Here is a 12,728-nt window from a genome sequence, read left to right as displayed (position 1 = left end):
GCCAGTTTAATCAGGCAGAGAGCAATAAGGTAGAGCGTAATAATGATAGAGCGAGGGGCTATGCAGGCCTGGAAAACACTGTGGTTGACCGTTGTTTCGGTGATGATGTCCGCATTACTGGTCTCCTGCGCCAGCACCGACGAGTCCGAAGAGGGCCTCCCTACCGGCAACCGCACCGAGCAGGCCTTCTATGAGGCCGCGCAGCGTCAGCTGAAGTCCAGTCAGTGGGACCTCGCGATCAAGAATCTGCGCGCGCTGGAGGACAACTTCCCGTTCGGCACCTATGCCGAGCAGGCCCAGCTGGAGCTGATCTACGCCTATTACCGCAACTATGAAAACGATGCGGCCATCGCCTCGGCGGACCGTTTTATCCGCCTGCACCCCCAGCATCGCAATGTCGACTATGCCTACTATATGAAGGGCCTGGCCTCCTTCACCGAGGGTACAGGCCTGTTCGAGCGCTTCCTGCCCACGGATCTGACCAGCCGTGACCCGGGCTCCGCACGCGAATCCTTTGCCCATTTCTCCCAGCTGATGGCTCGCTACCCGGAGAGCCGCTACGCGCCCGACGCGCAGAAGCGCATGATCCATCTGCGCAACCTGCTGGCGCGCTACGAGATTCACGTCGCCAACTACTACTTCAAGCGCGGCGCCTACCTGGCCGCCGCCAATCGCGGTCGCTATGTAGTGGAAAACTTCCAGCAGACCCCGGCGGTACCCGACGCGCTGGCGGCGATGGTGCAGGGCTACCACCTGCTGGAGATGCCGGAACTGGAGACCAACGCGCTGACTGTCCTGCGCACCAACTACCCGAACCACCCGGCGTTCCGCAGCGACGGCACCTTCAACTACAACTTCTACAAGGGCGCCAGCGGTCGCAGCTTTATCCACCGGGTTACCCTCGGGCTGTTCGAGAAGTCTGACCCGCGCGGCTTCGACAGCCGCGAGCTGTACAATCGCGAGTACCGTACCGAGGAAGCGCCCCTGCCGCCGGAATTGATGTAACCGGCAGACGCCCCGATCAGAAACGGCGCCCTCGGGCGCCGTTTTTTTGTTCAGATGTCAATGCGCTTTTATTCCCCCGCTTTCCAACCGTTGGTAATCGGGTAGCGCCGATCGCGGCCAAAGCCGCGCTTGGAGATGCGCACTCCCACCGCGGCCTGGCGGCGCTTGTACTCGTTGCGGTCCACCAGGCGCACCACCCGCTCCACCGTCTCCCGCTCGAAACCGCGGCCGATGATATCTTCGGCACTGCTGTCCTTTTCGATGTACAGGTTCAGGATCTGATCGAGGATCTCATAGGGTGGCAAGCTGTCGGAGTCCACCTGGTCCGGCGCCAGTTCGGCGCTCGGCGGCCGCGTAATCACCGTTTCCGGGATCACTGGCGACAGGGTGTTGCGGTAGCGGGCCAGCTCGAACACCAGAACCTTGGGCACATCCTTGAGCGCGTTGTAGCCGCCGACCATATCCCCGTAAAGGGTGGCATAGCCCACCGCCAGTTCGCTCTTGTTGCCGGTGGTCAGCACCATGGCGCCCTTCTTGTTGGAGATGGCCATCAGCACCACACCGCGGGAGCGGGCCTGCAGGTTCTCCTCGGTGGTATCCCGCTCGGTGCCGGCAAATTCGTCCGCCAGGGCGCCCATAAAGGCGTCGAACATCGGCTCTATGCTGATTACCCGGTAGTGAATACCCAGGCGCTGCGCCTGATCCGCGGCGTCGTTCTTGCTCAGGTCAGACGTGTAACGGAACGGCATCATCACAGCCTCCACCCGCTCCGCACCCAGCGCGTCCACTGCGATGGCCAGGGTCAGGGCCGAATCGATACCGCCGGAAAGCCCGAGCACCACACCGTTGAAGCCGTTCTTGTTGACATAGTCGCGGACCCCCAGCACCAGCGCCTGATAGACAGAGGCGAGATCCTCCAGTGCCGGCGTAATCTCGCCGGGCTCCAGCGTCACCTTGCCGTGTTTCTCGATCACCGTGACCGGCAGCAGGTGTTCGACATACTCCGGCGCGCGGGCGCAGAGCTTGCCCTTGGCGTCCACGGCGAAGGAACCGCCGTCGAACACCAGTTCATCCTGACCGCCGAACCAGTTCACATACAGGATCGGCATATGCCCGGCGCGCGCCTGGTTGCCGAGCAGCTCGAGGCGCTCCTGGGCCTTGCCGCGGTGGAACGGCGAGGCGTTGATGTTCAGCATCAGTTTGGCGCCCGCGGCCGCCGCCTGCGCCACCGGCTCCGGATGCCAGATGTCCTCGCAGATGGTAATGGCGGTAGCTATGCCCTTGATGTCCACCACGCAGGGCTGGTCGCCCGGCACGAAGTAGCGCATCTCGTCGAAGACCTGATAGTTGGGCAGCTTCTGCTTGGCGTACTCCGCCACCAGCTCGCCGTCGACGATCAGGCCGGCCATATTGAACACCTTGCCGGCCACCACCCGCGGGTAGCCGATCAGGATCGCGCAGGGCAGTTCCGCCGCCATCAGTTGCGCCAGCGCCGCATCGACGCGCCGCCGCATACTGGGCCGCAGCAGCAGGTCCTCGGGCGGATAGCCGCACAGGGTCAATTCGGGAAACAGCACCAGCTCTGCGCCCAGCTCGCGGTGCGCCTTGCGGGTCACATCGATGACCTGGGCGGTATTGCCGGGAATATCCCCCACCAGAGAATTGATTTGTGCCAGCACTAGCTGCAAAGTAGACATCTTTCGACCTCGGACCAGACAGGCCGCTATTGTACAGCGACCCGGGGGCAACGGCAGCGGCCACACAAGAACAACAACACCGAGCAGACCGCCTTGAGTAGTACAGCATCCGTCGCCAGTGTACCCGCCCTGCAGCACCACGAACTGCTGCGGGTCTACGCCATCTATCGCGTGGCCATTGCCCTGGTGCTGCTGGGGATCTTCGCCTCGGATGTCGGCAGGGGCGCGGTGGGCAACAGCGCCCCCGCGCTTTACCTGAACACCGCCATCGCCTACGCCGCGCTCAACTTCGGCTGGCTACTGCACCTGCGGCACGGTGCCTACCACGCCAACCCGGGCCAGATCGGCACGATTCTCGGCTGCGACATCCTCGCCTTCCTGTTACTGATCCAGGCCAGCGGCGGCCTCAACTCCGGCCTCGGCTACCTGTTGCTGATCAACTGCTCGGTGGGTTCGATGCTGCTGGACCGGCGCATGGGCGCCTTCTTCGCCGCAGTGGCCAGTATCGGCGTGATCGGCCTGCAGCTGTACAACCTGGTCGCCGGTCGCGCGGAAACCCAGGACATAGTCTCCGCCGGCGGCCTGGGCATACTGCTGTTCGCCACCGTGAGCGCGCTCCAGTACCTGTCCGCACGGATACGCAGCGCGAACCTGCGCGCCGACCAGCAGAGCCGCCAGGCGGCGCACCTGCAGCGACTGGCACAGCAGATCATCGAGCGGATGCGCACCGGGGTGCTGGTGATGGATGCCGCCAACAAGCCCGAGCTGGTCAACCGCGCCGCGCGCCAGCTGCTCGCCGATCAGCTGCAGCCCGAGGGCGAGCGCCAGGCGGAGCTGCGCCACATAGTGCGCGAATGGCGCCGCGACGACTCCCGCGGAAACGCCCTGCTGCAGGCGGACAACGGCGGCGAACTGCGGCTCAGCTTCGCCAACCTGCGACGCGACAACGGCGACAGCACCCTGGTATTCGTCGAGGACAACCGCAAGCTGATTCAGGCCGCGCAAAAACTGAAACTCGCCTCCCTCGGCCACCTGACCGCCTCCATTGCCCACGAGGTGCGCAACCCGCTCGGCGCTATCAGCCACGCGGCGCAGTTGCTGTCGGAATCGGCGAACCTCAGCGACGAGGACCGCCACCTGACCGACATCATCTGTCGCCACAGCCAGCGGGTAAACCAGATAGTGGAGAACGTGATGCAGCTGTCGCGGCGCCGCGCCGCCGCACCGCAGCTGCGCGATCTCGGCCGCTGGGTGGAGCAGTTCCTGCCGGATTTTCGCGCCGGCGCGCCCGCGGATGCACAGATCCGCCTGCGGCTGCCCGCGCAGGCGGTCACGGCCCGCTTCGACCCGGAGCAGCTGGCCCAGGTGCTGACCAACCTGTGCAACAACGCCCTGCACCACTCGCAGGTTGCCACCGGCCGGCGCGAAGCCGAGATCGCGGTCTACCGCCACGGCGAGCGCGACTGCCCCGTACTGGACGTGAGCGACAGCGGCCGAGGTGTACTGCCAGAGCACAGGGACAAGATTTTCGAGCCGTTCTTCACCACCGGCAAAAGCGGCAGCGGCCTCGGGCTCTATATCGCCCGCGAACTCTGCGAAGCAAACCAGGCCAGCCTCTACTACTGCCGCAGCGAAGACAACAAAAGTTGCTTCAGGGTAGAATTCGCCCACTCAAACCGGGTTTTTTAATTCGTCAGGGGAATTTTTTTCCAAGACATCTGGCAAAAATCTGCAACGAAGATCTGGCATAATCGGGTCCGAAACCCGCTATCGATAAATTAGCAACAACAATAAAAGACCAAGAATAGATGCAACCACTGGCCCTGGTCGTCGACGACGAACCGGATATCTGCGAACTGCTGACCCTGACACTGCGGCGCATGGACGTTGCCTGCCACATCGCTGCCAGCCTGAGCGAGGCGCAAAACCTACTGCGCGATAACCGCTACGATTTCTGCCTCACCGATATGCGCCTGCCGGACGGCGACGGTCTGCAGTTGCTGCAACACATCCAAGGGCAGAAGGGCGGCGAGCTGCCGGTGGCGGTCATCACCGCCCACGGCAATATGGACACCGCGATCAGCGCACTGAAAATGGGTGCCTTCGACTTTGTCAGCAAGCCCGTCGACCTCGAGCGCCTGCGCAGCCTGGTGCAACTGGCGCTGCGTCTGCGCGAGAAACGCAACGACACACAGGCTCATGGCGCCGACCAGCTGTTGCTCGGAGAGGCCGAAAATATGCGCGACCTGCGTCGGCAGATTGCCAAGGTCGCGCGCAGCGATGCACCGGTGTATATCAGCGGCGAATCCGGCTCCGGCAAGGAACTGGCGGCCCGCGCCATCCACGCCCAGGGTGCCCGCGCCGACCGGCCCTTCGTGCCGATCAACTGCGGTGCCATCCCGGCGGAATTGATGGAGAGTGAGTTCTTCGGCCACAAGAAAGGCAGCTTTACCGGCGCCCACAAGGACAAGCCCGGCCTGCTGCAGAGTGCCGGCGGCGGCACCCTGTTTCTGGACGAGGTGGCGGATCTGCCACTGGACATGCAGGTAAAACTGCTGCGCGCGATACAGGAAAAATGCGTGCGCCCGATCGGCTCCAGCCAAGAAGAAGCCATCGACGTGCGCATCCTGAGCGCGACCCACAAGGACCTGGCCACAGAGGTGGCCGAGGGGCGCTTCCGCAGCGACCTCTACTACCGCATCAACGTGATCGAGATCGCCGTCCCGCCGCTGCGGGAGCGCGCCGAGGATATCCCGCTGCTGGCCGATGTGATCATGCGGCGTATTGCCGCCAATGCCGGAGTGGCCCCACCCCAGCTGTCCGGGGAAGCACTGGGAGCGCTGAAGAGTTACCCCTTCCCCGGCAATGTGCGCCAGCTGGAAAACACCCTGGAGCGCGCTTTTACCCTGTGCGACCAGCGGCTGATCCGCGCCGAGGACCTGCTGCTCGACCGGGAAGCGGCGCAGATGGCGAAAGCCGCGGAACCGCAGCCGACGCCCCAGGCCGCCGAACCGCCGCTTGCGCAGGGCTACCCGGGGCAGTTTGATCCGAGCCAGTACGGCTCCCTGGATGACTTTCTGCAAACCATCGAAAAAGAAGCGATTGAGAGTGCGCTGACCGAGACGCGCTGGAACAGGACGGCAGCGGCGCAGAGGCTGGGCATCAGCTTCCGCTCGCTGCGCTATCGGCTGAAGAAGCTCGGACTGGAGGACTGACTAGCCCGGCGGGAACATGGCGTGGCGCCATGGGAGACTGCGCCGGTTCTCACCGGCGCTAGCAATTCAGTGGAAAACCGCTTGCCGTAGAAACAAATTGAGCAGAGCTGAAGTGAGCCATCAGCTGCAACTTTTGCTCCAGCACATCTCTCCGGCATCAAAAGTGCCACTGTTGTCGCGGTCCCAGGCACGCTCCCCGCTCGAACTCAATTGAAGATTCCCATCTCCAACCTGCCCGTTTTTTGCGACCGCCGTCAGCGTGTAAGAGGTCGCCGTAGGATTAATCACTAAGTTATAAACTTTATTACTGCCATCCAACGGCGCCTCGGAAGCGAAGATTGTGGGTACACCGCTGCCATCGTCAGCACCTATGTAGGTGCCATTCTGGGTAAAGTGCCGCTCCATCGCCTGAGCCAACCCCATCAGCGCGCCCTGCGCATCGGCGCGCTTGGCGCTGCGCACATGTTCCTGATAGGACGGCCAGGCGATGCCCGCCAGTATGGCCACAATCGCCACCACGATCATCAGCTCAATCAAAGTAAATCCGCGCTGTTTGTTCATCGTTTTACTCAACCGGTTTTCATTATTGGCCCGGCGCCAGTGCCGGACCACTGATTATCGCTCACCTGCTCAGTCAGGCGTTATCTCTTCCCAGGACAGACGCCCTTCCCGCTCTCCGCCACCCACGTTGACATCGCGTTTCAGGATGGTGCCGGCGCTGGTGGGAGTATACTGTTTATCGCCGTTGAGGAAGCCCGGTTTGTTCGGTATACCCTCATCCACCAACTGCCCCACCAGGCCCTGATCGGCGCTGTTGATCTCGCCATCACCGGTGCCATCGAACACCGCGAACTTGACCGGCGCCAAGCCGGTGCGCACATCCACCGACATCAGCCAACCGTAGCCGCCGGCGGAACAGACTTCGCCGGTGGGGATCAGGGTATTGAAAAAGAGCACATTTCGCAGCAGGTCCGGACGATTGATGACCCGCTCGCCGGCGTCATTGGGGTTACTGGCAGAGCCGCCGGTGACCAGCGGAATATACCAGCCTGACTTGCTGCTCCAGTCGAGTTCAGCGCCGCTCAGGGTGCGGCGCAGCCTGGTAGAGCCGTCCGGTTGCGCCACACTGGTGGTGCCGATGGCCCGCGCTACCAGATCGCCTTTATCCAGTCCGTAGCTGCCGTTATCCGACACCGTGTAGAAACCGCCCGCGGCATCGTTCGCCGTGTCCGCCGCCGTCAGGTACTGGCCGCTGCCGAAGGTAACCAGCAGATTGGGCGAGGCTCCGCCGGTGTTCGAAGTGTTTCTGGCGACCAGCGGCGCGCCGGTAATGGGTTCACCGGTGACCGTGAACAATGGCTGCGGTGCAGTGATATCGCTGTACGCGACATCCCAATTCGACGATGTTGCAGAGGAAACATCAAAAGCCCACATATTGCCCTTGAGATCCCCCGCATAGATACGATCGATGGTGCCGTCCAGATTGGTATCGACCACCGCCGGCGTAGACAGACCGTTCTTTTCGGTCGCATCCGCAGTGCCGGTGGATATCCACTTATAGCTGTTGCCCGCACCGTCGTCGCCATCCAGGTAGCGGATAAACAGGCCGGCGTCCCCGGTGCTGCTGTTGTAGCCGTTGCCGAAAATCGCCGCCCATTCGCCGTTGGCCATGCGGCCTATCTGCGGACGGGCGAAGCTGTAGCCGAGGTTGCTGTTGTCGGCACTGGTAAACTCCCACAGCACCAGAGAGGCAGCGTTTGCCTCGGTAAAATTCGCGGGATTGGTGATGTCCAGCGCAAAGAAACCCTTGCCGCCGCCGCCGAGACCGCCCACCAGCACGGTTCTCCATTTGCCGTTCAACACCGCATCCCCAACGGTGGGAGTTCCATCCACATAGTACTTGTGGTTGTAATTCTGCGACGTGAGGGCGTGCAGGCCGTACTCCTCCTGACTGCTCACCAGCACCGAGGGCGAGTAGGCGATCAGTTCCCTGCCCATATCGGTATCGGTGGTGGTGGCGTTAAAGCCGTGCATAAAACCGTCGTTGGCACCCACGTAGACCACCGGCGTGCGGGAAGCATAGGTGGATTTGAACGTGGCATAGCTGTCCGCTCCGGTGGGATAAGGCGCGGTGCTCGGCCAGTTGGCCTTGGGTGCCCCCACATACACAGGCGTGGAGTTGACGATATCGCCGAGGCGGCTGCCGCGCTGGCGGAACTTATCGCTGGCCGTACCTTCCTCGGTGCGGTCGCCGCGCAGATAATCGATGCGGTCCGCTGCGCGGTTGTCGGTAACAACTTCGCCGGTGGAAGTGTTGATATTCAGGTCCTGTTCGTTGGCGCTGTCCTCTGTGTCGAGATTCAGCCCGGCACCGGTGAATGCCACACCGGTGCCGCCCTTCGAGGTCAGCATCACCCTGCCCGCCGGGGTATCGGTCGCCAGTTTTTTGCTGGCCTCCCAGGAGGCGGTGGAGGCGATGTTGCCGTCGCCATCGATGGTCAGAGCCGACAGTTCACCGCTCCAGTCGCCGCTGTTGAACTTGGCCGCATAGAGCGCAGAGTCGGCCTCCAGAGATGTCGAGTTGAAGGCGACCGAGCTGGAGCTGCCGACGATTTCGTGCACCTTGTTGACGATCTGGTTGAAAGTGACTTTCAGCTGTGAGGAGTTGTTCGCCGAGTAGACACCAATAGCTTTCTCGGAGTCTACATGGCCACCACTGCCCAAATAGGCGGCATTGCGCATTACCGCACTGTTCGACACCGTGTCGTTGGCAAAGCCGATCATATAGCTGGCGATGTTGTGTTTGACCGGGGTGCCGTCCGGTTCGGTAAGATCCGGGCGCAAGTCAATATCGTAGAGCGCCTTGACCACGTCATCCATGGAGTAATTATCGTCCCCGTCGCCCGTGCAGCCGGCAGGACCTTCACAGTCGTAGTCGTAATCGTCCAGGTCGTTGGTGACACCAGAGTCACTGGTCGGGTCGCCGTCGGTCAGCGCCACCATAAAACTCTTCTGGCAATAGTACTGGATGGCCCCGCCGGCCACGGTGTTATCCGGTTTGGTAACGCTGTTCCACTCGGGCTCACTTTCGAACACGTCGTCCCCATCCTTGCTTACCGTTCTGACGCTGCCTCTGCTTTCTTGCTTGAAAGTCAGATTTTGGTTTTCGTAACCGGTGATAAAATAGCGCCCGACATCCTCGTAACTTTCCCCCAGCGGCGTATTGCCGTCGGCACTGATGCTGGCAATGATATCCAACAAGTCAGCCTTGGGATCCGGGTCTTCCGAACTCTCCCTGTTTACGCTTGTCAGGCCGGCCAGCATTTTGGCACCGCTGCTGCCGTTAAACTGCATCAGGCCGACGCGCACATCCTCCAGATCCGACACCAGCTCGGCGGCTGCCGTTTTCATAACATCGGTGCGGCGGATATCTACCTTGGAACGCTTTGCATCGCCTTCGTCATCGACAAATTTTGCGGCGACATAGTTGCCAAAACCGTTCTGCTCGGAAAAATACCAGTTCAGCAGGCGTCCGCTGACTCTCTCGTCATCGTCGTCGCCGCGCCTCAGGAAATAACTGCTACCGGATCCCGTCTCGTAATAAGTGGAATCCTCGTCATCGGCATAAAACCAGCCGCCGAAATGGTCATCGTCGGCGAAACATTCTCCGTCCGTGTCCCATGTGCTCCAATCCTTGATTACTTCGTCATCATCATAAGTGTCTATTACCCTGAACTCGACGCTGCCATCCGCACGCTTAACTCGGAATTCGACCCGGTAATTTTCGCTGGAACCATCTGTTATGCCATTGGCACACGGAATCTGCACAGCTGAGTCATAGCCCTCCGGCGGCCACACCATCTCGTTCATGGAGCCGGACGAGTCCAGCACAAACATGATATTCGGCTCCGCCGAACCGCGGGTATAGAGCGGCACGTCGGACAAGGTGCCGGGGGCCGCCGAGGCACTGGTGGCCAGCGTCAGCAGAAAGGCCGCACTGAACGGCTGCAGCGAAAAGTGCATTCTTATTTTGTTGTTCAGTTCCATTTTTTCGCTCACTTAAAATGCCTTGCCGTAAAGGGTAACCACCACGCGCTCGGTGCCGCCAATGCCGACGCCGTGGGTTACGATTTTGAAAACCTGAATATCGTCGAAAGCGAGACCTGTGGTGCCCGCACTCAGGTCCACGTCTGCCGCATTGGAGTCATCGGAGGCGAGGCCCGACATTTCGATATACATACGGCCCGTCAATGCGGTTCCATCCGGGCCTTTCATGCCTACGGACCTGGAGGTGGAGTTGGCGTCCGTCCAGGTGCCCTCGGCCAACAGATCATCCGGGCCATTGCCGGCGGTGCGCAGCCAGCCGCTGTCAGTGAAGGAAGTGGTATCGGTCAGGCTGTCGATATGGGCCTCGCCCAGGCGCGCCATGGACTCGGCCACCTCCAGCGCTACCCTGGCGTCGCGGGAGGCGAAGGTCATCCGTTCGCTCATCAGGACACCGCGCGCACCGGAAACGCCGATCAATGTCAGCAACAGAAGAATTATCAGGCTGACGATCAGCACCGCGCCTTTCTGCCGGTTAATCGTTGTCATTACATACTCCCGCGATTGCGCACTTTGGCCGTGATCATAAAGAGTTTCCTCAGGCGGCCGTCGCTGTAGGTGGTTTGGGTACCGTCCAGCCTGGTGATTGTCTGGCTGTCGACGCCGACATTGTCATCGCTGGCCACCAGCAGCTGCACCTTGATCGCCGTGACACCGGCCATCTCATCCAGGTCCGCGCTCGCCGTCTGCCAGGTATCCACCACACCGTTGCCGGTGGTATCGCGGCCGTACGACACCTGCATATCCTCGATGCCGGGCACCAGCTCCTGAGTGGTCCGGGCGGAGCCGACGACCTCGCTCATAAACAGCGAGTTGGCGCCGCTGCTCTCGGCGATAAAAAAGGTGCGCTGGTAGGGCAGCAGAATTTTGGCGTCGGCGCCGTAGCCCTGCTCCAGGGTTGCCCCGGTATTCTGCACACCGTCTGCATTTGCAACTCCGGTGGCGTGGGCGATGACTCTGTTGGCTGCGCCGTCGAGATCACCGGTTACACCGGTGATCACCTTTACATCTCCGGCCTGGCAGTTGGAAATCAGCACCACCTGGCCCGTCGCGATCGGACAGCTCGCACTGACTTCCGGAAAGTCCGTATCCGCCGGATCTTCCATGCGACCTGCACCGCCGCATGCATCCATGGCGCCACCCAGAGTCAGAATATCCGTACCGTCGACCACGTCAGTGCTGTCGACGCTTGCACTGGCGTTCGCATTATTGACCCCCTGTACACCGTCGGCGCCGATGGATGCCAGGAAACCGCTGGTTGCACTCAGGTGATTTACGATGCTGTCCTGATCCGGTGCACAGCCCCAGTAGTCCGCTGCGCGGATCTCCTTGCTCAGCAGATCGATGGCGAAGCGGCCGCTCTCCTGCACTCGGGAGAATGCTGTCTGGCTGCGCATTGCCTGACTGTTGCTTTGAAAGATCTGCAGCACTCCCAGCAGCAGCAGGGAACTCAGCAGTATGCCGATCATCAATTCGATCAGAGACAGGCCGCGCTGCCGGGCGAATAATTGCATGTTCAAAGCTCCACGATCATTTCAAAGGAGGCATCGTCCAAGCCGCCACTGGAAGTGCCGTAGTTTTCTCCGGTGTGCTGTTCCTGCCAGGTGATGGTGACAGTCACCTGGTCGCCGTTGCGGCTGATAGCGCCGATGGCAGAAGGCAGATTGCTGCTGAGCAGCTGCTCCCATTCATACAGGTCGAGAGCGGCGAGTTCGGTGACCGAACAGCTGCTGCTGCAGTCCGGCGTACCCTCTTCGCCGCCGGTCTCTTCGCCGCCAGTTTCTGGAACTTCGGTTTCTACGACTTCGCCGTCGACGACGGTTTCCTCTATCTCTACGGGCCCGTCATTGCCGCCGGTCTCTTCGGCAGCGCCTTCGCCGACCTCGCCGTCGTAACTGCCCTGCTCGAAGCCGCCGGGATTGGCGCGCATGCGCTCGATGATGTCGTGGGCCGCCAGCGCGGCCATATAGCGCTGGTGGGCGCCGTTGCCGTTCTTCATGCTCATCAGCTGGGTGGCCGCGAGCCCCAACAGGCCCACCGCCAGCACCAGGACCGCGATCAGCACTTCTATCAGGGTGGCTCCGCGTTGGTTTCGCATGGCTTTATTCCTCACTGGTACAGGCGGTATTGCGGGTCAGGCGTACGGCGCCGGAGACCAGCAACTCGAGCCGCCGGCCGTAATCTCCATCGCGGTCGTCACACAGGCCGAGGACCAGGGTATTGCCCAGGCTGCTCGCGCCGCGGGCGTTAAAGGTAAAGTCGAGGTTCGCGGTATCGGTACCGCCCACGTCCGCGCCGAGCGCGAGGTCGCCAAAATCGATACGCAGCACCCGCAATTCCTCGCCAGCATCGAAGTCACCGTCATTGTTGCCGTCGACCCAGGCCCGCAGGCCATTGGACACATCACCGCCAATGGCGCTGACCCTGACATTGCCACCGCGGCGGACCGCCTCTGCGCGGGCATACTGCAAGGTGCCGTTGAGGTCATTGGTGGTCGTCACCATGCGGTTGTTCTGAATCATGGTGGTAAAGGAGGGGACACCGACCGCCATCACGATGCCGAGAATCGTGATGGCAAACATCAACTCGATCAGCGTAAATCCGGCCGCACTGCGGACACTGTTCATTTTTCAGCCCAAGGACATTTTCTGTACTTATTTCAGGCAGCAGTTGGTACCCGACTGCCATTAGCGCCCTTTTTAAAGGA

General features: G+C 61.5%; 10 protein-coding genes. 3 read left to right on the top strand and 7 right to left on the bottom strand.

Going from position 1 to position 12,728, the window contains the following annotated elements; genetic code table 11:
• Positions 1-60: 60 nt before the first annotated feature.
• Positions 61-1,005, top strand: coding sequence for an outer membrane protein assembly factor BamD (locus RRF64_RS18410; protein WP_323847386.1), 945 nt, complete (start codon positions 61-63; stop codon positions 1,003-1,005).
• A 68-nt stretch (positions 1,006-1,073) separates the two neighbouring features.
• Here the strand turns inward: RRF64_RS18410 and RRF64_RS18405 are convergent, their stop codons facing one another.
• Positions 1,074-2,702 (bottom strand): NAD+ synthase, encoded by a 1,629-nt coding sequence (locus tag RRF64_RS18405; protein ID WP_323847385.1) that lies wholly within the window; start codon positions 2,700-2,702, stop codon positions 1,074-1,076.
• A 93-nt stretch (positions 2,703-2,795) separates the two neighbouring features.
• On the opposite strand from RRF64_RS18405, the gene RRF64_RS18400 reads away from it, so the two are divergent.
• Complete coding sequence (locus RRF64_RS18400) at positions 2,796-4,391, top strand: two-component system sensor histidine kinase NtrB (RefSeq protein WP_323847384.1); 1,596 nt, start codon at positions 2,796-2,798, stop codon at positions 4,389-4,391.
• Positions 4,392-4,510: 119 nt separating this feature from the next.
• Positions 4,511-5,917, top strand: a complete 1,407-nt coding sequence (locus RRF64_RS18395; protein ID WP_323847383.1) for a sigma-54-dependent transcriptional regulator — start codon at positions 4,511-4,513, stop codon at positions 5,915-5,917.
• 120 nt (positions 5,918-6,037) lie between these two features.
• Here RRF64_RS18395 and RRF64_RS18390 read toward each other — a convergent pair whose 3' ends face one another.
• From RRF64_RS18390 to RRF64_RS18365, 6 genes are all read right to left on the bottom strand, one after another.
• Positions 6,038-6,478, bottom strand: a complete 441-nt coding sequence (locus tag RRF64_RS18390; protein ID WP_323847382.1) for a type IV pilin protein — start codon at positions 6,476-6,478, stop codon at positions 6,038-6,040.
• Between the two features lie 69 nt (positions 6,479-6,547).
• Positions 6,548-9,976: a PilC/PilY family type IV pilus protein gene (locus RRF64_RS18385; protein WP_323847381.1), complete on the bottom strand. Its 3,429-nt coding sequence runs from the start codon at positions 9,974-9,976 to the stop codon at positions 6,548-6,550.
• The gene (locus tag RRF64_RS18380) at positions 9,977-10,510 is read right to left on the bottom strand and encodes a pilus assembly PilX family protein (RefSeq protein WP_323847380.1); all 534 of its coding nucleotides are present in this window, start codon (positions 10,508-10,510) and stop codon (positions 9,977-9,979) included.
• On the bottom strand, positions 10,510-11,535 hold the full coding sequence (locus RRF64_RS18375; RefSeq protein ID WP_323847379.1) for a PilW family protein: 1,026 nt from the start codon (positions 11,533-11,535) through the stop codon (positions 10,510-10,512). The genes RRF64_RS18380 and RRF64_RS18375 overlap by 1 nt, the downstream gene beginning before the upstream one ends.
• A 2-nt stretch (positions 11,536-11,537) precedes the next feature.
• The gene (gene pilV, locus RRF64_RS18370; RefSeq protein WP_323847378.1) at positions 11,538-12,119 is read right to left on the bottom strand and encodes a type IV pilus modification protein PilV; all 582 of its coding nucleotides are present in this window, start codon (positions 12,117-12,119) and stop codon (positions 11,538-11,540) included.
• A 4-nt stretch (positions 12,120-12,123) separates the two neighbouring features.
• Entirely contained in the window at positions 12,124-12,648 is a 525-nt protein-coding gene (locus tag RRF64_RS18365) for a GspH/FimT family pseudopilin (protein WP_323847377.1), read from the bottom strand.
• Positions 12,649-12,728 lie beyond the last annotated feature (80 nt).

It is taken from the genome of Microbulbifer magnicolonia, from assembly GCF_035117725.1.
Taxonomy (GTDB): Bacteria; Pseudomonadota; Gammaproteobacteria; order Pseudomonadales; family Cellvibrionaceae; genus Microbulbifer; species Microbulbifer magnicolonia.
The sequence above is the reverse complement of the archived record's forward strand: the minus strand, read 5'-3'. Positions and strand labels throughout refer to the sequence as shown.